This is a genomic window from Flexivirga aerilata (genome assembly GCF_013002715.1).
Lineage (GTDB): Bacteria > Actinomycetota > Actinomycetes > Actinomycetales > Dermatophilaceae > Flexivirga > Flexivirga aerilata.
Genome location: NZ_JABENB010000001.1, coordinates 2,005,470 through 2,031,285, shown reverse-complemented (window position 1 = coordinate 2,031,285; position 25,816 = coordinate 2,005,470). Strand labels below are relative to the sequence as shown.

Below are 25,816 nucleotides of genomic sequence, written 5' to 3'. Positions count from 1 at the left end.
CCCATGCCCGAGGGAGATGTCGTATGGCGCACCGCGCGCCGCCTCGACCAGGCGTTGCGCGGCGAGCCGCTGGTCGGCGCCGAGCTGCGCTGGCCGAGCCTCGGCGACCGCAGCCTGCACGGGCACACCACCCTGGAGGTCGCGAGCCGCGGCAAGCACCTGCTGCACCGGCTCTCCGGCGGCCTCACCCTGCACAGCCATCTGCGGATGGAGGGCAGCTGGCGCTTGCGCCGCACCAGCACGATGACGCCCGCCGCGGCCGGGCCGCGCAGCATCCGGGCGCTGCTCGCGACCACCGAATGGACCGCGATCGGCACCAGCCTCGGCATGCTCGACCTGGTGTCGACTCGCGACGAGCGGCTCCTGGTCGGGCACCTCGGGCCCGACCTGCTCGGCGACGACTGGGACGCGCAGCGCGTCATACGCAATCTGCGGGCGCAGCCGGACCGCGCGCTCGGCGCCGCGCTGCTCGACCAGCGCAACCTCGCCGGGCTCGGCACCATCTGGACCGCCGAGCCGCTCTTCGTCCGCCGGCTCAACCCGTGGACGCCGGTGGGCGAGCTGCCGGTCGAGACGCTCGAGGAGTTGCTGGACACCGCCCGCGACATGCTGACCTACGCGGCGCACCGGGACCGCTTCGACGAGGAGCCGGCCGTGCACGGGCGCGCCGGCCGGGGATGCCGGCGGTGTGGCGGGACGGTGCGGGTGGCACCGATCGGCGTGCCGCCGCAGGACCGGGTGATGTTTCACTGCCCCACTTGTCAGGGCGTGCGCTGACCGGCGGGACGTTGAGGGCGGTCAGGCCGCGGAGACGACCGGCTCGGGCGCCGGCACCGGCAGCTGCACCGGCGCGGTCATCGCCTCTGCGAGCACGAGCCGCTCGGACACCTGGTGCATCGCCTCGGAGAGGCGCACCCCGAGCGCCTCGCAGACCGAGGCGAGCAACTCGGAGGAGGCTTCCTTCTCACCGCGCTCCAGCTCGGAGAGGTAACCCAGCGAAACCTGGGCGCTCGCGGCGACGTCGCGCAGCGTGCGGCCCTGGGCCTGACGCGCCTGACGCAGGACGTCACCGAGCTCTCGACGAAGCAGAATCATGGCGCCTCCTTCACGTTGCCCGCTGTTTCCTGCCGATGCGACCACTCTAAACCCCGGACCCGACAGTCCGTCGAGCGACGTGGCCGCCGCACCCTGGCGACAACCTTCGCGCTCGGCCGATTCATTCCCGCTCGTGCGCGTTGGTTCCCGTTGGTGCCCGGTCAGTTTCGGCCGGTCGCGCAGCCGGCCAGCAGGTCCAGCACCGCGCGCACCGCGGCCGCGCGGATCTGCTCGCGGTCGCCGCGCAGGTCGAGCATGCGCACCTCGTCGACGGGCACCCCGGGCGCGTCCTCCCAGGCCACGGCCACGAAGACCCGACCGACCGGCGCGCCGTCCTGCGGCTCCGGGCCCGCCACGCCGGTGGTGGCGAGGCCGTGGGTGGCACCCATCAGACGCCGCACCCCGTGCGCCATCTGCCGGGCGACGTCGGCCTGCACCGCTCCGCCCGCGCGCAGCAGGAAGTCGTCGACCCCGAGCACGCTCGCCTTCACCTGCGTGGCGTATGACGTGACTCCCCCGCGTACGACGGCGCTCGCGCCCGGCACCGCGGTCAGCGCCGCCGTCACCAGCCCTCCGGTGAGCGACTCCGCGACGGCCACCGTGTCGCCACGACGGGTGAGTTCGGCGATCAGGGCGATGTCGTCCACGGGCGGGTTCCTTTGTCTCTCAGCAGGTCTCAGCGACGGCGGGCAGCCCGGCGCTCCCGGCGGGCCCGCGACCGTTCGCTGTCGCGCCGCAGGCGCAGCGCCCGGAAGACGTAGTCGACACCGGTCACGACGGTGACCGCGAGCGCGGCCAGCATCACCACCCACGCGACCACGTCGAACCAGCCGGTGATCGGCAGCAGGAACAGCCCGATGGCCACCGCCTGCAGGAAGGTCTTGAGTTTGCCGCCGCGGCTGGCCGGCAGCACGCCGTGCCGGATGACCGACAGCCGCAGCAGGGTGATGCCGACCTCGCGCACCAGGATCACGACGGTCACCCACCACGGCAGGCGCCCGATCACCGAGAGGCCGATGAGCGCCATACCCATCAGTGCCTTGTCCGCGATCGGATCCATCATCTTGCCGAAATCGGTGACCAGGTCGCGGGACCGGGCCAGGTCGCCGTCGATGCGGTCGGTGATGGAGGCGATCGCGAAGACCGCGACCGCGGCGAGCCGGTAACCGGTGTCGTCGCCGCCGCGCGCCAGCAGCAGCCAGCCGAAAACCGGCACCAGCAACACCCGGAACATCGTCAACGCGTTGGCGATGTTCCAGTTGCTGACCCCGGTGCTCTGCACCGACGCCGGATCCGGCATCGGCGGCGCGATGATCGGCTCCCCCGCCGCGCGCCGCCGCTCGAACTCCGCCCGGCGCCGCTCCAGCTCGCGGGTCGCCTCGGCGCGCCTCCGCTCGATGCTGTCCCTCGCCGTCCTGCTGGCGCCGTCCTCCCGCCCCGCGCGCCCGGTCCGGCGCTCGGCCGCGCTCATGCGGTCTGCTCGGGTGCCGCGATCAGGTCGACACCCAGGGTGTCCGTCACGCGGGCGGTCACCACCTGCCCGACCTGCACCGCACCGGCCGGCACCTGCAGGATCGTCTCGCCGTCGACGTCCGGGCCCTGCTGCGCGGCCCGACCGCGCACTTCTCCGTCGTCGTCGGGTCCGGTGCCGTCGGCCTCGACCAGCACCTCGACGGTCTGCCCGATGCGCTCGGCGGCGCGCTGCTCGTTGAGCTGCTCGGCGAGCGTGCGGAAGTGCTCCAGCCGGGCCGCGACCTCGGTCTCGGGCAGCTTGCCGTCATAGGTCTCGGCCTCGGTGCCGTCCTCGTCGGAGTAGCCGAAGACGCCGACCACGTCGAGGCGGGCCGCGGTGAGGAAGTCCTCCAGCTCCTGCAGGTCGTCGTCGGTCTCGCCCGGGAAGCCGACGATCACGTTGCTGCGGATGCCGGCCTCCGGCGTGCGCCGGCGCACCTCGTCGAGCAGTTGCAGGAACGACTCGCGGTCGCCGAAGCGGCGCATGCGACGCAGCAGCGGTCCGCTCGCGTGCTGGAACGAGATGTCGTAGTAGGGCACGACGCCGGGCGTCTGCGCCATCACGTCGAGCAGCTCCGGGCGGATCTCGGCCGGCTGCAGGTAGGACACCCGCACCCGCGAAATGCCTTCTACGGCAGCGAGTTCCGGCAGCATCGTGTCGAGCAGCCGCAGGTCACCGAGGTCCTTGCCGTATGACGTGGAGTTCTCCGAGACCAGGAAGACCTCGCGCACCCCGCGCTGTCCCAGCCAGCGGGCCTCGGCGAGCACGTCGGACGGACGGCGGGAGACGAACGCCCCGCGGAAGGACGGGATCGCGCAGAACGCGCACCGTCGGTCGCAGCCGGACGCGATCTTCAGCGGCGCCCACGGCCGGCCGTCGAGCCGGGCGCGGATCACCCGCGGCGACGACACCGGAGAGGCGACCTCGACGTCGTCGGGCCGGCGCACGTCACCGTGCCCGGGCGCGGCAACGCCGGCGTCCTGGCGCGCGACCGGGCTGATCGGCAGCAGCTTGCGCCGGTCACCGGGGGTGTGCGAGGCGGGCGCGTGCCCGGCGAGGACCGCGCTCAGGTGGGAGGACATGTCGGCGTAGGAGTCGAAGCCGAGCACCGCGTCGGCCTCGGGCAGTTGCGCGGCCAGCTGCTCGCCGTAGCGCTCGGCGAGGCAGCCCACGGCGACGACCGCCTGGGTGCGCCCGTGGTCCTTCAGGTCGCGCGCCTCGAGCAGCGCGTCGATCGAGTCCTTCTTGGCCTGCTCGACGAACCCGCAGGTGTTGATCACCGCGACGTCGGCGTCGGCCGCGTCGTCGACGAGGGCCCAGCCCTCCCCGGCGAGCCGGCCGGCGAGCTCCTCGGAGTCGACCTCGTTGCGAGCGCATCCCAGAGTGACCAGGGCGACGCTGCGGGAATCCATGTCGTCAACTCTATGGGACGGCAGGGGCACCATCGAATCGTGATGAGATGACGGTATGGCGACCACCGACACCACCAGCCTCGACCGGGTCATCGCACTCCTGCACGAGCACCCGCTCATCGACGGACACAACGACCTGCCGTATGCCGCGCGCGACCTCGTCGGCTACGACTTCGACGAGCTGGACCTGGCGGCGGGCACGGCGGGGCGCACCCACACCGACATCGAGCGGTTGCGGGCGGGCTGCGTCGGCGGGCAGTTCTGGTCGGTCTACGTGCCGTCGAACCTGCCGGGCAGCCAGGCGGTCACCCAGACGCTGGAGCAGATCGACGCGGTGCACCAGATGATCGGCCGCTGGCCGGAGGCGTTCGGCCTGGCCCGCACCGCCGACGAGGTGGAGTCGGTCTTCCGATCCGGGCGGATCGCCTCGCTGCTCGGCGCCGAGGGCGGTCAGTCGATCGACAGCTCGCTCGCGGCGCTGCGGATGCTCTACGTGCTGGGCGTGCGCTACATGACGCTCACCCATAACGACAACAACCCGTGGGCCGACTCGGCGACCGACGAGCCGGTGCACGGCGGGCTCACCCGCTTCGGGGTCGAGGTGGTGCGCGAGATGAACCGGCTCGGCATGCTGGTCGACCTGTCCCACGTGTCCGCCGACACGATGCGCGCGGCGCTCGCCACGTCGGAGGCACCGGTGATCTTCAGCCACTCCTCGGCGCGCGCGGTCTGCGACACCCCGCGCAACGCGCCCGACGACGTGCTGGAGACGCTGCGCGACAGGAACGGCGTGATCATGTCGACGTTCGTGCCGGGCTTCGTCTCGCCGGCCGCGGCCAGGTGGCGGGCCGACGCGCAGGATGCCGCGCGGGAGGCCGGCATCACCCCGACCGACCTGGCCGCGTTCCAGCCGTTTGCCAAGCAGTGGGCGGCCGACCACCCGGAGCCGGTCGCGACGATCGACGACGTGGTCGCGCACTTCGTGCACATCCGCGAGGTCGCCGGCATCGACCACCTCGGGGTCGGCGGAGACTACGACGGGGTGCCGGGGCTGCCGGCCGGTCTGGAGGACGTCACCGGCTACCCGAAGGTGTTCGCCGCGCTCGCCGACCTCGGCTGGTCCGACGCCGACCTGGTCAAGGTGGCGGGCGGCAACGTGCTGCGCGTGCTGCGCGACGCCGAGGCGGTCGCGCGCGACCTGCAGACCACCCGTGGGCCGAGCGTGGCGACGATCGAGCAGCTCGACGGCTGAGCGGCGCGCACCTGGCGCCGTACCGGACGCCGTAAAGAGAAGCCCGTAAAGAAGGCGTCAACGCCCGCAAAAGCCGCGTCAACGAAGGGTTCTGCCGCCATACCTCGGCGTTGGCTGAGGGCATGGCCGAATATCTCGTCGCGGGCGTCATCGCGCTCGCCCTCCTGGCGTATCTCGTCTACGCCCTGATCCGCCCGGACAAGTTCTGATGAGCGAGGACGTCAGCGGGTTGCTGACCATCGCAGTCCTCGTCATCGCGCTCGCCGCGGTGCACGTGCCGCTCGGCGACTACCTGGCGCGGGTCTTCACCACCGATCGGGACCTCGCCGTCGAGCGGGCGTTCTACCGGCTCTGCGGGATCGACCCGCGGTCGGGGCAACGGTGGAGCCGGTATGCCGTGTCGGTCGGCGCGTTCTCGGTGGTCAGCCTGGTCTTCCTCGGGGCGCTGCTCATGCTGCAGCAGCACCTGCCGCTCGCGCGCGGGGCATCGATGGACTGGCACACCGCGGTGAACACCTCGATCTCGTTCGTCACCAACACCAACTGGCAGAGCTACGCCGGGGAGTCCGGGGCGAGCGCGCTCGTGCAGACGCTCGGCCTCGCGGTGCAGAACTTCGTCTCCGCCGCGGTCGGCCTCGCCGTCGCCGTCGCGCTGATCCGCGGCCTGGCCGCCCGGCACACCGGCACGGTCGGCAACTTCTGGGTCGACCTGACGCGGGCCGTCGTGCGGGTGCTGCTGCCGATCGCGTTCGCCGGCGCCGTGGTGCTGCTCGCGGGCGGCGTCATACAGGACCTGTCGGCACCGCAGACGATCAGCACGCTCGGCGGCGGTCACCAGACGATCGAGAGCGGGCTGGTCGCGAGCCAGGAGGCGATCAAGGAGCTCGGCACCAACGGCGGCGGTTACTTCAACGCCAACTCCGCGCACCCCTTCGAAAACCCCAACGCGTTCACCAACCTGGTCGAGATCCTCCTGATCCTCGTCATCCCGTTCTCGCTGCCGCGCACCTACGGCCGAATGGTCGGCGACACGCGGCAGGGCTACGCCGTCGCCGGGTTCATGGCCTTCCTCTGGGCCGCGATGCTCGTGGTCATCACCTGGGCCGAGCAGGCGGCGTCGACGGCGCCGACCGGCGCGATGGAGGGCAAGGAGGTGCGGTTCGGGGTCTGGGCGTCGGCGCTCTTCGCCAACTCCACGACCGCGACCTCGACCGGCGCCGTCAACTCGATGCACGAGTCCTACAGCCCCATCGGCGGGGGCGGCGCGCTCACCAACATGCTGCTCGGTGAGATCACCCCCGGTGGCGTCGGCTCCGGCCTCTATGGCGCACTCGTCGTCGCGATCCTCGCGGTGTTCATCGCCGGCCTGATGGTCGGGCGCACCCCGGAGATCCTCGGAAAACAGGTGGGGCGCAAGGAAATCACGTATGCCGCGCTCTACACGATCGTGACTCCGGCGCTGGTGCTCGTCGGCACCGCCGCCGCGCTGACGGTGGGCACGGCCAAGGCGGGTCTGCTCGCGACCGGCCCGCACGGGTTGTCCGAGATGTTCTACGCCTACGCGTCGGCCTCGAACAACAACGGCTCGGCGTTCGCCGGCCTCACCGCCGATCAGCCCTACCTCAACCTGACCCTTGGCGCGTGCATGCTGATCGGCCGGTTCCTGCCGATGTTTCTGGTGCTCGCCCTGGCCGGGGCGTTCGCGACGCAGCGCCGGCGACCCACCACCGAGGGCACCATGCCCACCCACACCCCGCTCTTCTCCGGCCTGATGGTCGGCGTGGCGTTGCTGGTCACCGGATTGACCTTCCTGCCCCCGCTGGCGCTCGGCCCGCTCGCGGAGGCGCTCTCATGAGTGCCGACCGAGACGAGGACACGAGCGAGGAACGAGCGAGGCCCGCAGTCGAGGAAAGAGGCACGAACAACACCATGAGTGCCGACCGAGACGAGGACACGAGCGAGGAACGAGCGAGGCCCGCAGTCGAGGAAAGAGGCACGAGCAACCTCATGAAATCGGAGGAACGAGCGAGGCCCGCAGTCGAGGCAGAACGAACCAGGCCCGCCATCTTGGACGAAGAAACGAGCAGCAACACCATGTCGACTCTCACCCACCAGGCCGTCGAGTCGTTGCCCGGCGCGCTGCGCAAGGCCGATCCGCGGCACCTCGTGCGCCAGCCGGTGCTCTTCGTGGTCTGGATCAGCGCCGTCCTGACCACCGTCCTGGCCTGCATCCACCCGTCGTGGTTCTCGGTCCTGGTCGCGATCTGGCTGTGGGCGACGGTCCTGTTCGCCAACCTCGCCGAGTCCGTCGCCGAGGGCCGCGGCAAGGCGCAGGCGGACACGTTGCGCAAGACCCGCTCGACCACCACCGCCCGTCGCATCACGTATGGCGGGGGCGAGGAGCAGGTGCCGGCCGCGGAGCTGAAGCTGGACGACCGGGTGGTCATCGAGGCCGGCCAGGTGATCCCGGGCGACGGTGACGTCGTCGAGGGCATCGCGACCGTCGACGAGTCCGCGATCACCGGCGAATCCGCCCCGGTGGTCCGGGAGGCCGGCGGTGACCGGTGCGCCGTCACCGGCGGCACGACCGTGCTGTCGGACCGGATCGTGGTGCGCATCACCGCCAAGCCCGGCGAGACCTTCATCGACCGGATGATCTCCCTCGTCGAGGGCGCCGAACGGCAGAAGACCCCCAACGAGATCGCGCTCGGCATCCTGCTGACGGTGCTCACGATCATCTTCCTGCTGGCGGTCGCGACCATCCCGTCGCTCGCCGGCTGGAACGGCCCGAAGCCCAGCGTGCTGGTGCTCGTCGCGCTGCTGGTCTGCCTCATCCCGACCACCATCGGTGCCCTGCTGTCGGCGATCGGCATCGCCGGGATGGACCGGCTCGTGCAGCGCAACGTGCTCGCGATGTCCGGCCGCGCGGTCGAGGCCGCCGGTGACGTGTCCACGCTGCTGCTGGACAAGACCGGCACGATCACGCTCGGCAACCGGCAGGCCGCCGACATCATCGTGGTCGGGGACGGCGAGGCGAGCGAGGTGCACCGCCTGGCACACCTGTCGTCGCTGGCCGACGAGACCCCGGAGGGGCGGTCGATCGTCGACTGGACCGCGAACCACCTTGGCAAAGATCACGATTCGCCTGCCGGCGCGACGGTCGTGCCGTTCACCGCGCAGACCCGGATGAGCGGCGTGGACCTCGCCGACGGGACGCAGTTGCGCAAGGGCGCAGCCGGTTCGGTGTGCCGTCTGGTGCGCGAGTCCGGCGGCGCCGGCGCGGACGAGGCGATGGCGATCGCCGACCGGGTGTCCGCCGACGGCGGCACGCCGCTGGTGGTGTCCATCGGCCGCGAGGGCGGCGTGACGGACGCGGTCGGCGTCATACATCTGAAGGACGTGATCAAGCCCGGCATGGTCGAACGCTTCGCGCAGCTGCGGCAGATGGGCATCCGCACGGTGATGATCACCGGCGACAATCCGTTGACCGCCAAGGCGATTGCCGACGAGGCGGGAGTCGACGACTTCCTCGCGGAGGCGACGCCCGAGGACAAGATGCGCCTCATCCGGACCGAGCAGGAGGGCGGCCGGCTGGTCGCGATGACCGGCGACGGCACCAACGACGCACCCGCGCTCGCGCAGGCCGACGTCGGCGTGGCGATGAACACCGGCACCTCGGCGGCGAAGGAGGCCGGCAACATGGTCGACCTCGACTCCAACCCGACCAAGCTGATCGACATCGTCGGCATCGGCAAGCAGCTGCTGATCACCCGTGGCGCGCTCACGACCTTCTCGATCGCCAACGACCTGGCGAAGTACTTCGCGATCATTCCCGCGATGTTCGTGGCGATCTACCCGGGCCTCGACGGGCTCAACATCATGCGGCTGCACTCGTCCAACTCGGCGATCCTGTCGGCGGTCATCTTCAACGCGCTGATCATCGTGGCGTTGATCCCGTTGTCGCTCAAGGGAGTTCGCTACCGCCCGTTGCGGGCAGACCAGCTGCTCACGCGCAACCTGCTGATCTACGGACTGGGCGGCGTGATCGTGCCGTTCGTCGGGATCAAGCTCATCGACCTCGTTATCCAGTTCCTCCCCGGGATGTGACCCATGACCACCTCATCGCTCACCATCGGCCGCCAGACCCTCGCGGCCCTGCGCATCTTCCTCGTGCTGACCGTGCTGGTCGGCGTGCTCTACCCGGCCGCGGTCTGGGCCGTCGGACGGGTCGCCTTCCACGACCAGGCCACCGGCTCGCCGGTGTCGGTCGACGGCAGGGTCGTCGGCTCGTCGCTGCTCGGCCAGCAGTGGAAGGGCCCCGAGTGGTTCCACGGCCGCGACTCGGCGTCGGCGTATGCCGGGGACGCCAGCGGCGGCTCCAACCTCCCGGCGACCGACACGCGGCAGCAGGAGGCGGTCGCCGCCCGCGAGAAGGCGCTCGCACCGCTCGGCGGCACCCCGCCGCCCGACGCGCTCACGATGAGCGCGAGCGGTCTCGACCCGCACATTTCGCCCGCCTACGCCCGGCTCCAGGCACCGGCCGTCGCGAGGGCGCGCGGCCTGCAACCGGCGCAGGCGCTGCGGCTGGTCGACGAGGCCACTGAGGGACGGGTCGCGGGCTTCCTCGGCGACGAGCGGGTCAACGTGCTGCGGCTCAACCTGGCCCTCCAGCAGCTGTCCGGGACGAAGTGACGCGCCCATGACGGGCACGGTCGGCGAGCAGCCGCGGGAGCGGGACAATCGACGCATGTCCCGTGGCCGTCTGCGCATCTTCCTCGGCTCCGCTCCCGGAGTCGGCAAGACCGTCAAGATGCTGCAGGAGGCGCAGCGCCGCCGGGCCCGTGGCACCGACGTGGTCGTCGGGCTCGTCGAGACCCACGACCGGGCCTACACCGCCGCGCAGCTGGACGGGCTCGAGGTGCTGCCCCGCCGCGAGGTGGTGCGGGACGGCGCCACGCTCCACGAGCTCGACGTCGACGCGGTGCTGCGCCGCCGGCCCGAGGTCGTGCTGGTCGACGAGCTCGCCCACAGCAACGCCGGCGGAGCGGGCCACGAGCGTCGTTTCGAGGACATCGAGCAGTTGCTCGACGCCGGCATCGACGTGATCTCCACGGTCAACGTGCAGCACCTGGAGTCGCTCAACGACGCGGTCTTCCAGATCACCGGCATCCGTCAGCAGGAGACCGTGCCGGACGCCGTGGTGCGGGCCGCCGACCAGATCGAGCTGGTCGACATGACGCCGGAGGCGCTGCGTCGCCGGCTCGCGCACGGCAATGTCTATGCCGCCGACCGCGTCGACGCGGCGCTCGCCAACTACTTCCGCGCCGGCAACCTGTCGGCGTTGCGCGAGCTCGCGCTGCTGTGGACCGCCGACCGTGTCGACGAGGCGCTCGCCCGCTACCGCGACGACCACGACATCGACTCCACCTGGCCGGTGCGCGAACGTGTCGTCGTCGCGCTCACCGGCGGCCCCGAGCAGGAGACGCTGCTGCGTCGTGGCGCGCGCATCGCGAGCCGCGGCGCCGGCGGCGAGCTGTATGCCGTGCAGGTCGTCCCCGACACCGGATTGCGTGACGTACCACCGGAATCCGCGACGGCAGCGCGGCAGCTGGTCGCCGAGCTCGGCGGCACGATGCACACGGTCACGGGCTCCGACGTCGGCGAGGCGATCCTGGAGTTCGCCCGCGGGGTCAATGCCTCGCAGATCATCGTCGGCGCCAGCCGCCGCAGCCGGTGGCAGCGGCTGCTCGGCCGGGGCGTGGGCGACACGGTCGTCGACGGGTCCGGTGACATCGACGTGCTGATGGTCAGCCACGAACTCGCGCACGCCGGCCGATCTCCCGCGGTCGACTGGGACGGTCTCGGGCTGCGCCGTGAGGTGGCCGGCTGGCTGCTCGCCACCGTCGGCGTCGCACTGCTCACCTGGATCATCGACGTGACGTCGCAGGGGCAGGCGCTCCCGCTCGACGTGCTGATCTACCTCGCGTTCACGGTGATCACCGCGATCGTCGGTGGTCTCTGGCCGGCGCTTACCTCCGCGGTGCTGGCGAGCCTCGCGCTCAACTGGTATTTCACCCCACCCGAGGGCACGCTCACCATCAGCCAGCCGCAGAACGCCTTCGCGCTGCTGGTCTTCGTCGTCGTCGCCGTGGCCGTTGCGTCCGTGGTCCACCTGACCGCGCGGCGCACTGCGAGAGCCATTGCGGCCGAACGAGATTCGCGCCTGCTCGCCGAGCTGACCCACTCCCTGCTCGCGGTCAAGGACCAGCTGCCGGTGCTGCTCGACCAGGCCCGCGACATCTTCGACGCCGACGGCGCCGCCCTGGTGCGCACCACCACGACCGGGGTCCCGGGGCAGCCGGTGATGATCAGCGGCGAGGTGCCGCTGCAGGAGCTCGACGCGCGCCTGACCCGTGCGCCAGTGGACGACGAGCACCAGCTGGTGATCGCCGGGGACGTCGCGGACGCCGGGCAGCGCCGGCTCGTCGAGGCCTACGCGAGCGTCGCCGCGGCGATCCTGCACCGCAACGAGCTCGCCAAGCAGGCGGCGGCCGCGGCCGGTCTGGCGAAGGACAACCGGTCCCGCGCGGCGCTGCTGGCCGCCGTGTCGCACGACCTGCGGACTCCGCTCGCGGCGATCAAGGCAGGCGTGTCGAGCCTGCGCAGCACCGACATACAACTGACGGCTGCCGATCAGCGGGAGCTGCTGGAAACCGTTGAGGAGTCGACGGATCGGCTCGACGGGCTGATCGAGAACCTGCTCGACATGTCGCGCATCCAGTCCGGCAGCATCACCGCCCGCACCGACGAGCTGCAGGTCGGCGACCTGGTCTCGGCGACGCTCCACACGGTCAGCGAGCCGCACCGGGTGCGCAGCTGGCTGCCCGACCCGCACCTGACCTGCCTCGCCGACGCGGGCCTGGCCGAGCGGGTGCTCGCCAACCTGCTGGAGAACGCTCTGCGCTACTCCCCCGGGCGCCAGGAGGTCGTGCTCAGCGCCGAACGCCTCGGCAAGGCAGTCGAAGTGCGGGTCATCGATCGCGGGCCGGGCGTGCCGGCGTCCGAACGCACCGGCATCTTCGCCCCCTTCCAGCGCTATGGCGACAGCCCCCGCGGCAACGGCGTGGGCCTCGGCCTCGCGGTCGCCAAGGGGCTGACCGAGGCGATGGACGGCACCCTCGACGCCGAGGACACTCCGGGCGGCGGCCTCACGATGTGCGTGCGGTTGCCGGTCGTCGACCACAAGCCCGGGGTCGCCCACCCCGCCGAATCCGCACAGCGAGAAGGAGCTTCATCGTGACCAGGGTCCTCGTCGTCGACGACGAACCCAGCCTCGTGCGCACGCTCAGCATCAACCTGCGCGCCCGGGACTACCAGGTGGAGCACGCCTTCGACGGGCGCAGTGCACTGCAGAGCGTGGACGAGTCGGCCCCCGACGTGCTGGTGCTCGACCTCGGGTTGCCCGACATCGACGGCGTCGAGGTGATCCGCCGGATCCGCCGCAGCAGCGACGTGCCGATCATCGTGCTGTCGGCACGGCACGACTCCGACGACAAGGTGGAGGCGCTCGACGAGGGTGCCGACGACTACGTCACCAAACCCTTCGGCATGGACGAGCTGCTCGCCCGGGTGCGCGCCGCGATCCGCCGTCGCTCCACCGCCTCGCCGCACGCACTTCCGGTGCGCACCAAGGACTTTGCGCTCGACTTCGCAGAGCGCATCGCGCTGCGCGACGGTGTGCCGGTGCGGCTCACCCCGACCGAGTGGCACTTCCTGGAGACGCTCGCGGCGCGGCCGGGGCACCTGGTGAGCCAGGCCGACCTGCTGCGCGAGGTGTGGGGCCCGGGCTACGAGAAGGAGACCCACTACCTGCGGGTGTATGCCGGTGGCCTGCGCCGCAAGCTCGAGCCCGACCCCGCCAAGCCGCGCTACCTGATCACCGACCCGGGCATCGGCTACCGCCTGCAGCTGTAGGCCGGCACCGGTCGATATATCCAGCGAATGCATCGACGAGTGGCGATGCCTTCGCCCGAGGCACGAATTTCCTTTGCTGCCAACGTCTTTGGGCGTTCGCACTATACAGTCGTCCAGTGTTTGCGACGGTGGAGATGGCGGCGGCAACCGCCGCGGCCTGCGACAGCTCAAGGGAGAAGCTCATGGCAGACAACGTGATCCTGATGACCTGGCCGGACCAGAGCAAGGCCTATCAGGCATACAGCGATCTGAACGCACTCTCCAACGACGGCGCGATCGACCTGGTCAGCGCGGCCGTCGTGCAGCGCAATCCGGACGGCACGTTCACCGTGAAGGACGGCGACGACAACGAGATCGGCTCCGGCACCCTCGGCGGCAGTGTCATCGGCATGCTGGTCGGCGTGCTCGGCGGACCGCTCGGCATGCTGCTCGGCTGGGCCGGGGGTGCGCTCGTCGGTGGCACGGTCGACGCCGGCCGGGCCGCCGACACCTCCAGCGTCGTGGCCGACCTGAGCCGGGCGATCCCGCCCGGGGTCACCGGCCTGATCGGCGAGGTGAAGGAGGGCTCGCCCGCGGCCGTCGACCAGCTCGCCCAGCAGAGCGGCGCCACGCTGGAACGCCGGCCGCTCGACGAGGTGATGGACGAGGTCGCCGAGGCCGAGGACGCCGCGATCGCTGCGGCCGACGCCGCCGATCGCAAGCTGCACGAGGAGAAGAAGGCCGAGCGCAAGGCCGACCGCAAGGAGCGCCTGGACAAGATCAAGGCCAAGCTGCACGTCTGACCGGCGGCGCCGACCTGCTCAGCCTGCGTCGACCTCGCCGTCGCGATGGGTGGCGGCGAGGTCGACGTACACCTGGGCGTTGAGGCCGATGATCTCGACCTCCTCGTCGGTGAGGTCGCGGCGGACCTTTGCCGGCACACCGGCGACCAGGGACCTCGGCGGCACCTGCATTCCCTCGGGTATGACGGCGCCGGCCGCGATCAGCGAGCCCGCGCCGATCGTCGCGCGATTGAGCACGCGCGCGCCCATGCCGACCAGCACGTCGTCCTCGATCGTGCAGCCGTGCAGAGTTGCGTTGTGCCCCACCGAAACTCGCGCACCGACCGTGAGCGGGGCACCGGGGTCGGCGTGCAGCACGCTGTTGTCCTGGATGTTGGTCTCGTCCCCGAGGGTGACGGTCTCGAGGTCCGCGCGCAGCACCGCGCCATACCAGACACCACAGCGCTCGCCGACGGTCACCGCACCGACGACGGTGGCGTTGGGGGCGATCCAGGACGACGACGCCACCTCGGGCACCCGGTCCGGCAGCCGGATCAGCATGACGCCGCTTAGAAGGTGTGCGGCTTGCGCCGCAGGAGGTGGACGGCGACGGTCGCGCAGCCGACGATCCAGCCGGCCGCGAGGCCCCACGTGGCGCCCGCCATGACGTCCGCCCGGATCGCCTCGGCAAACTGCGTGTCGCGGCCGATGAGCCCGGCGACGACGCGGGCGACGGCGCCGGCGAGCACGCAACTCATCCAGCCGGACAGCAGCAGCGCGAAGCCGCCGTTGCCGGACCTGGTCGACATGGTGGCGAGCATCAGCAGGAGCAGGACGAGGAAGAGCACGATCGCCAGGGCGACGACGAAAGCCGTTGTGGCCCTTGTCTGCCCGCCACCGTCGAAGGGCCAGAACGCGACCGGCATGGTCTGGGCCAGCCAGCCGTTCCAGCTGCGCATCGAGACGTTGCCGTCCCGGGCCAGCTGGTGACCGAGGAAGCTGCTGACCGCCATCAGCACCGCGGCGACGACCGCACCGACGGTCGCGGCGGGGAAGCCGCTGTCGCCGTTGTCGGTGCGCACGCCCGGCTCGTAGGACGGCCGCGCTCCGCCCGGCGCGTAGCTGCCGGGCGCCCGATAGTCCGGCGCGCGGTAGTCCGGCGGCGCCGTCGGCTGGGTGGCCGGTTGCTGCGGGTAGGGCTGCTGAGCCTGGTCGGGCTGCCGCTCGCCGCCACCCTCCCAGTCGCGATCGCGCCGGATCTCCTGGGTGCGGTCGAAATCGTCTGTCATTGCTGACCATCCCCTCCCTTGTTGCGCCGCGTCGTGCGCTGGAACCGGGCAAGCGTCATGCCGAGCAGCCGCGCCACCACCAACGCAAGATAGTTCACCCCGGCCAGCTGCTCCAGCATGATGACCGATCTCGCGTAGGAGCCGGCCGGTGAGATGTCGGAGAGGCCAGTGCCGGTCATCGTGGTGAACGACAGGAAGAGCAGCTCCATCCAGCTGAGCTGACCGCCGCCCGGTGAGCTGAACTGCCCGGCGCCCCAGAGGATCTGCACCGCACCGTAGAGGTAGGCGAAGCCCCACGCGACGACGGTGAAACACGCTCCGGTGGCGAGCATTTCGTCGCGCGACACGTGGTCGTCGGAGAACATGTAACGGATCAGCGCGTAGGCCGTGTAGAAGTAGAAGACCGCATGCGTGGCGTCGGAGGCCAGCTCCAGGCCCTCCGGGTCGGTCCAGATCGCGGTCAGCACCGTGAGCACGGCGGCCGGGGCGCCGATGCACACCGAGATCCAGGTCAGCGCCGGCGTGTGCCGCACCGCGCCGACGGCCAGCCCGAGCACCAGCAGCTGGAACAGCGAGAACACCGTCCGGCCCGCGGTGCTGCCCTCGGTGAACGGGTAGACCAGGATGCCGAGCAGCTGCACCGCGAGCAGCACGCCGCACGGCACCTCGCGCAACTGGGCGAGCAGCTGCCGCGGGCCGACCGGACCGGCGAGACCGCCGCCGGGCGCGCCGCTCAGTCGCGACGATCCGTCAGCTGCCACGCGTCCTCGCCACCGCCGTCGTCGTCGCCGTAGTCGGCCGCGGCGCCCTGGTCGGAGGCCCCGTCATACGGCTGCTCGGTGGGCACGTCCTCCCCGCGCAACAGCGCGAGCGTGGTCGGCAGGTCGTCCGGCTTGACCAGCACGTCGCGCGCCTTGGACCCCTCGGACGGGCCGACGATGCCGCGGCTCTCCATCAGGTCCATCAGCCGTCCGGCCTTGGCGAAACCGACGCGCAGCTTGCGCTGCAGCATCGACGTCGACCCGAACTGGCTGGTGATCACCAGCTCCGCGGCCTGCAGCAGCAGGTCGAGGTCGTCCCCGATGTCCTCGTCGATCTCCTTCTTGGGCGCGGACACCTGCACGTCGTCGCGGTAGGCGACGGTGAGCTGACCCTTGACGTGCGAAACCACTTCCTGCACTTCGGTTTCGGTGACCCAGGCGCCCTGCACGCGCATCGGTTTGGAGGCACCCATCGGCAGGAAGAGAGCGTCACCCTGGCCGATCAGCTTCTCCGCACCGGGCTGGTCGAGCACGACCCGCGAGTCGGCGAGCGAGGAGGTCGCGAACGCCATCCGGCTCGGCACGTTGGCCTTGATCAGACCGGTGACGACGTCGACCGAGGGGCGCTGCGTCGCCAGCACCAGGTGGATGCCGGCCGCGCGGGCCAGCTGGGTGATGCGGACGATCGACTCCTCGACGTCGCGCGGCGCGACCATCATCAGGTCGGCGAGCTCGTCGACGATCACCAGCAGGTAGGGGTAGGGCTGCATGACCCGCTCCGACCCCGGCGGCGGCGTGACCTTGCCGGCCCGGACCGCCTTGTTGAAGTCGTCGATGTGCTTGTAGCCGAACGCCGCCAGGTCGTCATACCTGGTGTCCATCTCGCGCACGACCCACTGCAGCGCCTCGGCGGCCTTCTTGGGGTTGGTGATGATCGGCGTGATCAGGTGCGGGATGCCTTCGTATGCCGTCAGTTCCACCCGCTTGGGGTCGACCAGCACCATCCGCACCTCGTCCGGCGTGGCGCGCATCATCACCGAGGTGATCATCGAGTTGACGAACGACGACTTACCGGCACCGGTCGCACCGGCCACCAGCATGTGCGGCATCTTCGCCAGGTTGGCGATCACGTAGCCGCCCTCGACGTCCTTGCCGACGCCCATCACCATCGGGTGGTCGTTACCCCGGGCGGCGCCGCTGCGCAGCACGTCGCCGAGGCTGACCTTCTCGCGGTCGGTGTTGGGGATCTCGATGCCGATCGCCTTCTTGCCGGGGATCGGGCTGAGGATGCGCACGTCGGCGGACGCCACCGCGTAGGCGATGTTCTTGGAGAGCGCGGTGACCCGCTCGACCTTGGTGCCCGAGCCGAGTTCGACCTCGTAGCGGGTGACGGTCGGGCCGCGGGTGAAGCCGGTGACCTGGGCGTCGACGCCGAAGGATTCGAGCGTCTCGGTGAGCGCCTCGACGACCCGGTCGTTGGCGGCCGAGCGCGCCTTGTGCGGGGTGCCCGGCTGCAGCACCTCGGCGGACGGCAGCGTGTAGGTGACGTCGCCGGCCAGCTGGAGCTGCTCGACCCGCTGCGGCAGCGGCGTGGTCGGCGGGGCCTCCAGGCCCGGCTTCGGACCGGGAGCCGCGGCGGCAGCGGGCGGCGCCCCGGTCGTGCCCGGCAGGGGCACGGCGCGGGTCTCGCCGGCGGCGGGCCGGTCGGACGCACCGTCGGGGACGGGCCGCGACGCCGGTGCGTCCGCATCGGCGGCGTCGGTGCCGGCGGCGTCGACGTCGTAGACATCGGCGGCGGGAGCCTTCTCGCCCGGCCGCAGCACGCGGCCGCCCTTGGTGCGGCGCGGCGCGACGGTCGCGGCCTGCTCGAACGCCTCGTCGCCGTCGAGGCCGTCGCCCTGCCCGTCGGCCTTCTTGGAGCTCTTGCGGTGGCGCTTCTTCGGGCCGTCGATCTGGTCGCCGTGCAGGTCGCCGGCGACCGCGTCGACGGGACCCTCGTCATACCCGTCGTCGGGGTGGTGGTCGAACAGCCGCGTCCGCACCTGCTGGATACGCTCGGGGATCATGCTCACCGGCGTCGCCGTCATCACCAGCACGCTGAAGATGCCGAGCAGCAACAGCAGCACGAGGGCGCCCGCGGTGTGGACCGCGGCGACGACCGGGCTGGAGGCGAGGAAGCCGATGATGCCGCCGGCGTCGCGCAGCGCTTCGCCACTGCCCGGCTGCGGCACGCCCTTGGCGATGCTCGTGACGCCGCAGACCGAGACTGCGAACAGCGCCAGCCCGATCAGCACCCGGTTGGTGGCGTGATGGCCGCGCGGCGAGCGCATCAGGTGCACGCCGATCAGCACGAGCACGAGCGGCAGCACGAGGGCGCCCAGGCCGAACGTGCCGGCGACGATCGCATGGATGACGTCGCCCGCTGCTCCGGCGAGGCCCCACCACTCGCGGGCCGCGATGACGACCGCCGCGGCGACCAGGGCGAAACCGAGCCCGTCGCGGCGCAGCTCCGGCTCGAGCTCGCGCGCGGAGTGGCCGACCCGGCGGGCGGCGCCGCCGGCGACGTGGGCGACACCCATCCAGGTGCCGCGGGCGGCGCGCAACGGCAGCGGCAGGCCGCCGCCCTGCGCCTTGCCGCCGGCGCGGGCACTGGCACCGGACGCACGCTTGGCCGGCGGTCGGCTCGAGGTGCGACCGGACGCCGGTCGCGACTTCGCGCCGCCGCTGCTCGACCGCGACCCGGAGCCGGACGTGGTGCTGCGCGTGGCGCGGGCGGTGGACGTCGTGGTGGACGGACGGGTAGGCACGAAAACACCGTACGCGACGACCCCACCAGTCACAGCAGTTACACGCCGGTCGGGGTGCGCGCGACCGTCGTCACACAGACGGCAACCGTTGGCTCGAGGGGCAGACGGGCAGCTGCCCGGCCCGAGAGCGCAGCCGCCGGCGCGCGAGCGCCCGGCATACGGACGGCGGTTGCCCTCGCCGGCGGCCGATCCTCTATGGTCGGACCCAGGTCATGAGTCTCAGCGTCAAGCCCCGGCTTGCTGAGCGGCAACCCTCCTTCCGCGGTGGGGTGCTCCGGGTGACGACCGGGTCGGCGTGACACCCACGCCGGCAAGCGCGGATCGACGCTCGCGAACGCCCGTCGGTCCCTGACCGACGAGGAGCAAGCCCATGAGCACCGCCAGCGTCCAGCACACCACCTCAGAGGCCACCGCGAGGCAGACCGCCTCCCGCACCGCTTCGACCACCACGTCCCCCACGTCCACCGCATCCGCCGGGACGCCGCGCCGGCTCGGCCTGGCCGGCACGCAGGGCGGCACGCACGGCCCATCGATCCGGCCGGTCGTCGCCGGGCTGCCCCGCACCGTCTCCGACGACCTCGGGGTGCCGACCGTGCACCGCACGGTCACCGACTACGCCAACTTCGACCACGGCGCGACCACGCCCGCCCTGGTCGCGGTCGCCGAGGCCGCGGAGCGGGTGCAGCGCCGCTACGGCTCGGTGCACCGCGGCGCCGGCTACGCCAGCCGGGTGACGACCGGCTGGTTCGAGGCGGCCCGGGCGCAGGTCGGGCAGTTCGTCGGCGCGCGCGACGGCGACCAGGTCGTCTTCACCCGCAACACCACCGACGCGCTGCGGCTGCTCGCACACTGCCTGCCGCGCCGCACCCGGGTGATCGCTTGGGAGTCGGCCCACCACGCCGCGCTGCTGCCGTGGCCGGCGCGCACCACCACCCGGCTGCCGGTGCCCGACAGCGCCGACGACGCGGTCGCACTGCTGCGGGGGGCCCTGCAGGACTCCCCCGCCCGCCATCAGCTGGTTGTCATCACCGGAGCCTGCAACGTCACCGGCGAGGTGTGGCCGGTCGCCGAACTCGTCGCGGTCGCAAAGGAATTCGGCGCTCGCACGGTGCTCGACGCGGCGCAGTACGCGCCACACCGCGAGCTGGACCTCGAGCAGTTGGGCGTCGACTGGGTCGCGTTTTCCGGCCACAAGCTCTATGCCCCGTATGGCGCAGGCGTCCTCGCCGGCCGCAGCGACTGGCTCGACGCGGCGAGCCCCTACCTGCCCGCGGGCGGGGCGACCGCGGCAGTGACTCCCCGTCATACCCAGTGGCAGACGGGGCCGGCCCGGCACGAGGGCGGCACGCCCAACGCCGTGGGCGCGATCGCGATCGCCGCGGCCTGCGCGACACTCGGCGCCCATCGCGCCACCATCGAGGCGCACGAGGAGCAGTTGCACGGCCGGCTGCGCGCCGGGCTGGCCGCGATCGACGGCGTGCGGGTGATCGAGGCGCTCGGGGACCGGCCCAATGTGGGGGTGGTGACGTTCACCGTCGAGGGCTACGAACCGTCGCTGGTGTCGCAGGTGCTGGCCGACGAGCAGGCGATCGCGGTGCGCGACGGGCGCTTCTGTGCCCACCTGCTGTGCGACGCGATCGTCGGCCCCGGGCAGACCGCCGTCCGCGCGAGCCTCGGCCTGGCCACCACCGGCGAGCACGTCGACCGGCTGATCACCGCCGTGCGGCGCCTCGTCGAGGACGGGCCACAGCTGTCCTACGTGCACACCGAGACCGGCTGGTCGGCCCCCGCCGACCCGCGCGACCTCAGTGAGCCCCTCCCCTGGTGACCTGCTGAGCCGGTCCTGTCTGAGCCGCCTCTGTCTGAGCCGGCCCTGTCTGAGCCCGCCCCGTCTGCGCCGGCATCTACTGAGCCGGCATCACTGCGGCCGCAGCCGCGCCCAGTAGGTCAGGTGATCGGTGCCGGCGATCGCGACGGTGCCGTCGCGCACCACCCCGAAGCCGCGGGACACCACGTGGTCCAGCTGCACGAAGGGCGGGTAGGCGCGGCCGTGCGGCCAGGTGCGCCGCCAGCCGGCTCCGGCGGCGCGGCTGGAGTCGGTCATCCCGTCGATCGCCTTGCGGAAGGCGGGCATGGCGGCCGAGGCGTTGAAATCGCCTGCCATCACGACGTTTTCGCGCTGCGGCAGATTCTTCTGCCACGCGCCGATCGACCGCAGACCGGCCCGCCAGTCGCCGACGATGTCCGGCAGCGGCGCCGCGGTGTGCACCGCCCGCAGCCGGTAGCTGCCCCGGCCGGTGCCCACCTGCACCTCGGGGCTGAACGGGAAACGCCCGCCCGGGTGCAGCGCGATCAGCCGCAACGGATGCCTGCTGCGTATGACGGTGCCCCGCGGCCCGTCCGCGGTCTGCCCCGCCTGCTCGGGCAGCAGCGTGTCGAGGCCCGCCGCTCGAAGCCGCGCGAGCTGCGGCGGCGTGCATTCGGTGAGCACCAGCGTGGTGACGCGCTGCGCCCGCACGGCGGCGACGACCTCGCGCGGATCGGCCGAGCCCAGCTCGAGGTTGCTGGTCATCACCACCTCGTCGCGCGGTCCGGGCGGCACGGTGTCGCCGGTCATCGACTGCACGCCGATGACGACCGGCGCGGCCGCGACGAGTGCGGCTGCGGCGGCCAGCCGCCAGCGCCGGGCCGCGAGCATGGCGAGGAGGAGCAGCACCGCCATACCGCCGAAGACCGGGAAGACCGACTGCACCTGCGGCAGCCGCCAGGTGAGATCGACCCACCGTGCGCCCACGCCGAGCGCCACCACGCCGAGAGCGATGACGGGCGCCCACCGGAGGATCGCGGGCGCCCGCCGGGGTCGAGGCGCACGCATGAGGTCATCCAAGACCACCGGGCACCGCCCCTCCGAGCCGGGTGCCGGCCGGCGGCCGTTCAGCTCGCCCGTTCAGCTCGCCCGGCGTGTCGCCCGTCGCCTCGCACGAGCACGTCGCACGGGCACGTCGCACGGGCACGTCGCGACACGCCGCGACACGCCGCACGGGCAACCTGATGCGGCGAAACGCCCCCGACACTGGACGCCCCGCCGTACTCCTGAGACCCCTGTGACTGGCGTGATCGGAGTGGCACCGAAACTGTGAGATGGCCGACAAATCACACAAAAGTCACGAAACGGTCACGGTTCAACTTGGATTTGGCATCGAAACCCCGTACCTTCGTCGGTCGGTGGTGCAACTTCCGTCCCCCTGGCGGAATCCCCTGGACCACCGAGCGGAGCAGCGCAACCCGGCGCGACTCCGTCCCTAATGCCTGTGACTCGCTGCGCACAGCCTCGTCGAGCGGTCACCGAAGATCCGGGATGGTCCCGGAGGCACGACGAGGATGGGGGACCCAATTTCGGCCGAATGCCGGTCCTGGGGTGAAAGCAGGCCTTATACCTGCCGGGCACCTGACAGCCCGACCCGACAGCTAACCCCGTATGCGCACGTCAGGAGAGGAATCAATGAACCTCAGCTCGAACATCTCGACCAAGACCCGCATCGTCGGCATCGGGGTTGCCGGCGCAGCGGTCGTCGGTGCAGGCTTCGCGAACGCCGGCACCGCCAAGGCTGCGTCGGTCTCGACCTGGGACCGCGTCGCTGCCTGCGAGAGCGGTGGCAACTGGTCGATCAACACCGGCAACGGCTTCTACGGTGGTCTGCAGTTCACGCACTCCACCTGGATCGGTTACGGCGGCGGCGCCTACGCGCCGAACGCGAACCTGGCCAGCAAGTCGGCTCAGATCACGATCGCCGAGAAGGTGCTCGCTTCGCAGGGTCCCGGCGCCTGGCCGGTGTGCTCGGTCCGCGCGGGCCTGACCCGTGGTGGCGGCAGCCCGGTCGTCGCGCCGCAGCCGACCCAGACCCAGGCTCCGAAGCAGACCTCGCGCTCCACCGAGCGCAAGACCTACGTCGCGCCGAAGGTCACGCCGAAGAAGAACTACGTCGCGCCGAAGGTCACGCCGAAGAAGGCTTACGTCGCGCCGAAGGCTGCGCCGAAGTCCAACTACACCGCGCCGCAGACCTCGCGCTCCACCGAGCGCAAGACCTACGTCGCGCCGAAGGCCGCCACCCCCAAGGTTGCGCTCTCGGGCAAGACCCTGACCGTGAAGGCCGGCGACTCGCTGAGCCAGCTCGCCGAGACCTACCAGATCAAGGGTGGTTGGCAGGCTCTGTTCGCGGCCAACAAGGGCATCGTGAACGACCCGAACCTGATCTTCGTCGGCCAGCACCTGCAGCTGCCGGCCTGAACTTCAGGCTCACGCTAAATGCGTGAAAGGGCCCCGAGCGGATTCGCTCGGGGCCCTTTCGCATGCCGTATGACGGCAGCCGCGATTATTTGTCAGGCATCGATGACGATGGGGATGATCATCGGCCGGCGCCGCAGCTTGCCGCCGACGAACCCGCCGACCGCGCGGCGGATCACCTGCTGCAGCTGGTAGGTGTCGGTGACGCCCTTGGCGCGCGCCTCCTCGAGGGCCTCCTCGACCTTGGGCAGCACCTTGTCGAAGACGGCCGCGTCCTCGGCGAAGCCGCGGGTCTGGATCTCCGGCCCGGCGGCGATCTTGCCGGTGGCGGCGTCGCGCACCACGATGATCGTGACGAAACCCTCGTCGCGCAGGATGCGCCGGTCCTTCAGCATCGTCTCGTCGGTGGTGCCGACGAGGGAGCCGTCGACATACACGTAGCCGCAGGGCACCGCGCCGACGATCGACGCCTTGCCGTCGACCAGGTCGACCACGACGCCGTCCTCGGCGAGCAGCACCTGGTCGTCCCGCACGCCGGTGGCCTTGGCGAGGTCGCCGTTGGCGACCAGGTGACGCCACTCGCCGTGGATCGGCATGACGTTCTTCGGTTTGACGATGTTGTAGCAGTAGAGCAGCTCGCCGGCGCTGGCGTGACCGGAGACGTGCACCAGCGCGTTGCCCTTGTGCACCACCTTCGCGCCGCGCCGCATCAGGCCGTTGATCACCCGGTAGACGGCGTTCTCGTTGCCGGGGATGAGCGACGAGGCCATCAGCACGGTGTCCCCCGGCCCGATGTCGATCAGGTTGTGGTCGCCGTTGGCCATCCGGGAGAGCGCAGCCATCGGCTCGCCCTGCGAGCCGGTCGAGATCAGCACGACCTTGTCGTCCGGCAGTTGGTCGATCTTCTTGAGGTCGACCAGCACGCCGTCGGGCACGTGCAGGTAGCCGAGGTCGGACGCGATCCCCATGTTGCGCACCATCGACCGGCCGACGAACGCGACCTTGCGGCCGTGCGCCTGCGCGGCGTCCAGCACCTGCTGCACGCGGTGCACGTGGGAGGAGAAGCAGGCCACGATGATGCGCCGCTCGGCGGTGTCGAAGACCCGCTCGATCGCCGGCGTGATGTCGCGCTCCGGAGTGGTGAAACCGGGCACCTCGGCGTTGGTGGAGTCGGTCAGGAAGAGATCGACACCCTCCTCCCCCGCCTTGGCGAACGCCCGCAGGTCGGTGATGCGGCCGTCCAGCGGCAACTGGTCCATCTTGAAGTCGCCGGTGATCAGCAGGTTGCCGCCGGGGGTGCGCACGAAGACCGCGAGCGCGTCCGGGATGGAGTGGTTGACCGCGATGAACTCGGCATCGAACGGGCCGAGCTGCTCGCTCTGCCCCTCCTTCACCGCCATCGTGTATGGCGTGATCCGGTGCTCCTTCAGCTTGGCCTCGACCAGCGCCAGCGTGAGCGTCGACCCGACGAGCGGGATGTCGGGCTTCAGCCGCAGCAGGTAGGGCACGGCGCCGATGTGGTCCTCGTGGCCGTGGGTGAGCACGATCGCGACGATGTCGTCGAGCCGGTCCCGGATGTACTCGAAGTCCGGCAGGATCAGGTCGACGCCCGGGTGGTCCTCGGGGAACAGCACCCCGCAGTCGACGATGAGCAGCTTGCCGTCGTACTCCACGACGGTCATGTTGCGGCCGACCTCGCCCAGCCCGCCGAGCGGCACGACGCGAACGCCGCCCTTCGTCAGTGGGGGCGGCAGTTCGAGCTCGGGGTGGGGATGACTCACAGCAGTCCTAGGTTGGTGAGGGTGTCGCGCAGCAGTGCGCGGTGGTCTTCGGGGGCCGGCAGCAGTGGCAGCCGGCAGAAGTCGGAGTCGATGACGCCGAGCAGGTGCAGCGCGGCCTTGGCCTGGATGCAGCCCTGCGTGACGTTCATGACGGCGGCGATGAGCGGCGCGAGCTCGTCGTTGAGGGTGCGTGCCTTCGCCAGGTCGCCCGCGTCGACGGCGGCGATCAGCGCCGCGAGCCGGGCGGCGTCGACGTTGCCGACGGTGCTGACCATGCCGGTCGCACCGAGCGCGAGCCACGGCAGGTTGAGCGCGTCGTCGCCGGAATACCAGGCGAGCCCGGTCTCCGCCATCAACTGGACGCCCGCGGCCAGGTCGCCCTTGGCGTCCTTGAGCGCCGCGATGTTGGGCACGTCGGCGAGCGCGCGGATGGTGTCGGACGTCAGCGCCATACCGGTGCGGCCGGGGATGTCGTAGGCCATCGCCGGCAGGTCGGTCGCGCCGGCGACCGCCCTGAAGTGCTCGACGATGCCCGCCTGCGGCGGCTTGTTGTAGTAGGGCGTGACGATCAGCGCCGCGTGCGCGCCGGCGGCGGCAAGGTTGCGGGCCGCCGCGACCGAGTGGGCGGTGTCGTTGGTGCCGACGCCCGCGGTGATGCGGGCCCGGTCTCCGACCGCCTCGACGACGGCGCGGACCAGGTCGACGTTCTCCTCGTCGGTGGTCGTCGCGGACTCACCGGTCGTGCCGTTGACGACCAACCCGTCGTTGCCCCGGTCGACCAGGTATGACGCCAGCTTCTGCGCACCGTCCAGGTCGAGTGTTCCGTCGTCGTGCATGGGCGTCACCATCGCGGTGACCATCCGGCCGAAGGGCGTCGTCGTCATGG

General features: G+C 71.3%; 22 protein-coding genes and 2 riboswitches. Of the genes, 11 read left to right on the top strand and 11 right to left on the bottom strand.

Annotated features, from left to right (window positions below; all coding sequences use genetic code 11):
* The first annotated feature begins 3 nt into the window (after window positions 1-3).
* Entirely contained in the window at window positions 4-777 is a 774-nt protein-coding gene (locus tag HJ588_RS09625; RefSeq protein WP_171154360.1) for an Fpg/Nei family DNA glycosylase, read from the top strand.
* A 21-nt stretch (window positions 778-798) separates the two neighbouring features.
* Here the strand turns inward: HJ588_RS09625 and HJ588_RS09620 are convergent, their stop codons facing one another.
* The 4 genes from HJ588_RS09620 to rimO all read right to left on the bottom strand — a co-directional run bounded on the left by HJ588_RS09620 (window position 799) and on the right by rimO (window position 4,020).
* Window positions 799-1,095 (bottom strand): helix-turn-helix domain-containing protein, encoded by a 297-nt coding sequence (locus HJ588_RS09620; RefSeq protein WP_171154359.1) that lies wholly within the window; start codon window positions 1,093-1,095, stop codon window positions 799-801.
* A gap of 161 nt (window positions 1,096-1,256) precedes the next feature.
* A complete protein-coding gene (locus HJ588_RS09615; protein ID WP_171154356.1) occupies window positions 1,257-1,742 on the bottom strand; it encodes a nicotinamide-nucleotide amidohydrolase family protein in 486 nt (161 codons plus the stop codon).
* Window positions 1,743-1,771: 29 nt separating this feature from the next.
* Window positions 1,772-2,566 (bottom strand): CDP-diacylglycerol--glycerol-3-phosphate 3-phosphatidyltransferase, encoded by a 795-nt coding sequence (gene pgsA, locus HJ588_RS09610; protein WP_343036652.1) that lies wholly within the window; start codon window positions 2,564-2,566, stop codon window positions 1,772-1,774.
* Window positions 2,563-4,020 carry a 30S ribosomal protein S12 methylthiotransferase RimO gene (rimO, locus tag HJ588_RS09605; protein WP_171154354.1) on the bottom strand — a complete coding sequence of 486 codons (1,458 nt, stop codon included), beginning with the start codon at window positions 4,018-4,020 and terminating at the stop codon, window positions 2,563-2,565. The genes pgsA and rimO overlap by 4 nt, the downstream gene beginning before the upstream one ends.
* Window positions 4,021-4,075: 55 nt before the next feature.
* On the opposite strand from rimO, the gene HJ588_RS09600 reads away from it, so the two are divergent.
* The 8 genes from HJ588_RS09600 to HJ588_RS09565 all read left to right on the top strand — a co-directional run bounded on the left by HJ588_RS09600 (window position 4,076) and on the right by HJ588_RS09565 (window position 14,028).
* Window positions 4,076-5,272: a dipeptidase gene (locus HJ588_RS09600; protein WP_171154352.1), complete on the top strand. Its 1,197-nt coding sequence runs from the start codon at window positions 4,076-4,078 to the stop codon at window positions 5,270-5,272.
* A 110-nt stretch (window positions 5,273-5,382) separates the two neighbouring features.
* Window positions 5,383-5,481 (top strand): K(+)-transporting ATPase subunit F, encoded by a 99-nt coding sequence (kdpF, locus tag HJ588_RS09595; protein WP_212755373.1) that lies wholly within the window; start codon window positions 5,383-5,385, stop codon window positions 5,479-5,481.
* On the top strand, window positions 5,481-7,127 hold the full coding sequence (gene kdpA / locus HJ588_RS09590; protein ID WP_171154350.1) for a potassium-transporting ATPase subunit KdpA: 1,647 nt from the start codon (window positions 5,481-5,483) through the stop codon (window positions 7,125-7,127). Before kdpF ends, kdpA begins: the two co-directional genes overlap by 1 nt.
* Before the next feature lie 239 nt (window positions 7,128-7,366).
* Window positions 7,367-9,379, top strand: coding sequence for a potassium-transporting ATPase subunit KdpB (gene kdpB / locus HJ588_RS09585; protein ID WP_212755371.1), 2,013 nt, complete (start codon window positions 7,367-7,369; stop codon window positions 9,377-9,379).
* A 3-nt stretch (window positions 9,380-9,382) separates the two neighbouring features.
* Complete coding sequence (kdpC, locus tag HJ588_RS09580; protein ID WP_171154346.1) at window positions 9,383-9,964, top strand: potassium-transporting ATPase subunit KdpC; 582 nt, start codon at window positions 9,383-9,385, stop codon at window positions 9,962-9,964.
* Window positions 9,965-10,019: 55 nt separating this feature from the next.
* Window positions 10,020-12,572 (top strand): DUF4118 domain-containing protein, encoded by a 2,553-nt coding sequence (locus HJ588_RS09575; RefSeq protein ID WP_171154344.1) that lies wholly within the window; start codon window positions 10,020-10,022, stop codon window positions 12,570-12,572.
* Window positions 12,569-13,246: a response regulator gene (locus HJ588_RS09570; RefSeq protein ID WP_171154342.1), complete on the top strand. Its 678-nt coding sequence runs from the start codon at window positions 12,569-12,571 to the stop codon at window positions 13,244-13,246. Before HJ588_RS09575 ends, HJ588_RS09570 begins: the two co-directional genes overlap by 4 nt.
* A gap of 182 nt (window positions 13,247-13,428) precedes the next feature.
* Window positions 13,429-14,028: a DUF1269 domain-containing protein gene (locus HJ588_RS09565; RefSeq protein WP_246241791.1), complete on the top strand. Its 600-nt coding sequence runs from the start codon at window positions 13,429-13,431 to the stop codon at window positions 14,026-14,028.
* A gap of 18 nt (window positions 14,029-14,046) precedes the next feature.
* Here HJ588_RS09565 and HJ588_RS09560 read toward each other — a convergent pair whose 3' ends face one another.
* From HJ588_RS09560 to HJ588_RS09545, 4 genes are read right to left on the bottom strand one after another with little or no spacing between them, the layout of a single operon-like run.
* Window positions 14,047-14,568, bottom strand: coding sequence for a gamma carbonic anhydrase family protein (locus HJ588_RS09560; protein ID WP_171154339.1), 522 nt, complete (start codon window positions 14,566-14,568; stop codon window positions 14,047-14,049).
* An 8-nt stretch (window positions 14,569-14,576) separates the two neighbouring features.
* Window positions 14,577-15,296 carry a hypothetical protein gene (locus HJ588_RS09555; RefSeq protein WP_171154337.1) on the bottom strand — a complete coding sequence of 240 codons (720 nt, stop codon included), beginning with the start codon at window positions 15,294-15,296 and terminating at the stop codon, window positions 14,577-14,579.
* Entirely contained in the window at window positions 15,293-16,057 is a 765-nt protein-coding gene (locus tag HJ588_RS09550) for an ion channel (RefSeq protein ID WP_343036651.1), read from the bottom strand. The genes HJ588_RS09555 and HJ588_RS09550 overlap by 4 nt, the downstream gene beginning before the upstream one ends.
* Window positions 16,030-18,636, bottom strand: coding sequence for a DNA translocase FtsK (locus HJ588_RS09545; protein WP_171155592.1), 2,607 nt, complete (start codon window positions 18,634-18,636; stop codon window positions 16,030-16,032). Before HJ588_RS09545 ends, HJ588_RS09550 begins: the two co-directional genes overlap by 28 nt.
* 436 nt (window positions 18,637-19,072) lie before the next feature.
* A riboswitch (SAM riboswitch) is annotated at window positions 19,073-19,187 on the top strand.
* Window positions 19,188-19,234: 47 nt separating this feature from the next.
* On the opposite strand from HJ588_RS09545, the gene HJ588_RS09540 reads away from it, so the two are divergent.
* Window positions 19,235-20,692, top strand: coding sequence for an aminotransferase class V-fold PLP-dependent enzyme (locus HJ588_RS09540; RefSeq protein WP_171154335.1), 1,458 nt, complete (start codon window positions 19,235-19,237; stop codon window positions 20,690-20,692).
* 90 nt (window positions 20,693-20,782) lie between these two features.
* Here the strand turns inward: HJ588_RS09540 and HJ588_RS09535 are convergent, their stop codons facing one another.
* Window positions 20,783-21,739, bottom strand: coding sequence for an endonuclease/exonuclease/phosphatase family protein (locus HJ588_RS09535; protein ID WP_171154333.1), 957 nt, complete (start codon window positions 21,737-21,739; stop codon window positions 20,783-20,785).
* 478 nt (window positions 21,740-22,217) lie between these two features.
* Window positions 22,218-22,362, top strand: a riboswitch (cyclic di-AMP (ydaO/yuaA leader).
* A gap of 4 nt (window positions 22,363-22,366) precedes the next feature.
* Between HJ588_RS09535 and HJ588_RS09530 the strand changes: the two genes are divergently transcribed.
* The gene (locus HJ588_RS09530) at window positions 22,367-23,152 is read left to right on the top strand and encodes a transglycosylase family protein (protein WP_171154331.1); all 786 of its coding nucleotides are present in this window, start codon (window positions 22,367-22,369) and stop codon (window positions 23,150-23,152) included.
* Window positions 23,153-23,244: 92 nt separating this feature from the next.
* Here the strand turns inward: HJ588_RS09530 and HJ588_RS09525 are convergent, their stop codons facing one another.
* Window positions 23,245-24,930 (bottom strand): RNase J family beta-CASP ribonuclease, encoded by a 1,686-nt coding sequence (locus HJ588_RS09525; RefSeq protein ID WP_171154328.1) that lies wholly within the window; start codon window positions 24,928-24,930, stop codon window positions 23,245-23,247.
* Window positions 24,927-25,814, bottom strand: coding sequence for a 4-hydroxy-tetrahydrodipicolinate synthase (gene dapA, locus HJ588_RS09520; RefSeq protein WP_171154326.1), 888 nt, complete (start codon window positions 25,812-25,814; stop codon window positions 24,927-24,929). The genes HJ588_RS09525 and dapA overlap by 4 nt, the downstream gene beginning before the upstream one ends.
* Between the last annotated feature and the right edge of the window lie 2 nt (window positions 25,815-25,816).

What these genes read in the sequence shown, in the direction of transcription:
- rimO (WP_171154354.1), bottom strand. Translation starts at nt 4,020, where the DNA reads ATGGATTCCCGCAGCGTCGCCCTGGTCACTCTGGGATGCGCTCGCAAC.
- kdpC (WP_171154346.1), top strand. Translation starts at nt 9,383, where the DNA reads ATGACCACCTCATCGCTCACCATCGGCCGCCAGACCCTCGCGGCCCTG.
- HJ588_RS09600 (WP_171154352.1), top strand. Translation starts at nt 4,076, where the DNA reads ATGGCGACCACCGACACCACCAGCCTCGACCGGGTCATCGCACTCCTG.
- pgsA (WP_343036652.1), bottom strand. Translation starts at nt 2,566, where the DNA reads ATGAGCGCGGCCGAGCGCCGGACCGGGCGCGCGGGGCGGGAGGACGGC.
- HJ588_RS09625 (WP_171154360.1), top strand. Translation starts at nt 4, where the DNA reads ATGCCCGAGGGAGATGTCGTATGGCGCACCGCGCGCCGCCTCGACCAG.
- HJ588_RS09565 (WP_246241791.1), top strand. Translation starts at nt 13,429, where the DNA reads ATGGCAGACAACGTGATCCTGATGACCTGGCCGGACCAGAGCAAGGCC.
- kdpA (WP_171154350.1), top strand. Translation starts at nt 5,481, where the DNA reads ATGAGCGAGGACGTCAGCGGGTTGCTGACCATCGCAGTCCTCGTCATC.
- HJ588_RS09575 (WP_171154344.1), top strand. Translation starts at nt 10,020, where the DNA reads ATGTCCCGTGGCCGTCTGCGCATCTTCCTCGGCTCCGCTCCCGGAGTC.
- HJ588_RS09535 (WP_171154333.1), bottom strand. Translation starts at nt 21,739, where the DNA reads ATGCGTGCGCCTCGACCCCGGCGGGCGCCCGCGATCCTCCGGTGGGCG.
- HJ588_RS09560 (WP_171154339.1), bottom strand. Translation starts at nt 14,568, where the DNA reads ATGCTGATCCGGCTGCCGGACCGGGTGCCCGAGGTGGCGTCGTCGTCC.
- HJ588_RS09555 (WP_171154337.1), bottom strand. Translation starts at nt 15,296, where the DNA reads ATGACAGACGATTTCGACCGCACCCAGGAGATCCGGCGCGATCGCGAC.
- HJ588_RS09620 (WP_171154359.1), bottom strand. Translation starts at nt 1,095, where the DNA reads ATGATTCTGCTTCGTCGAGAGCTCGGTGACGTCCTGCGTCAGGCGCGT.
- HJ588_RS09545 (WP_171155592.1), bottom strand. Translation starts at nt 18,636, where the DNA reads ATGGGTGTCGCCCACGTCGCCGGCGGCGCCGCCCGCCGGGTCGGCCAC.
- dapA (WP_171154326.1), bottom strand. Translation starts at nt 25,814, where the DNA reads ATGACGACGACGCCCTTCGGCCGGATGGTCACCGCGATGGTGACGCCC.
- HJ588_RS09540 (WP_171154335.1), top strand. Translation starts at nt 19,235, where the DNA reads ATGAGCACCGCCAGCGTCCAGCACACCACCTCAGAGGCCACCGCGAGG.
- HJ588_RS09530 (WP_171154331.1), top strand. Translation starts at nt 22,367, where the DNA reads ATGAACCTCAGCTCGAACATCTCGACCAAGACCCGCATCGTCGGCATC.
- kdpB (WP_212755371.1), top strand. Translation starts at nt 7,367, where the DNA reads ATGTCGACTCTCACCCACCAGGCCGTCGAGTCGTTGCCCGGCGCGCTG.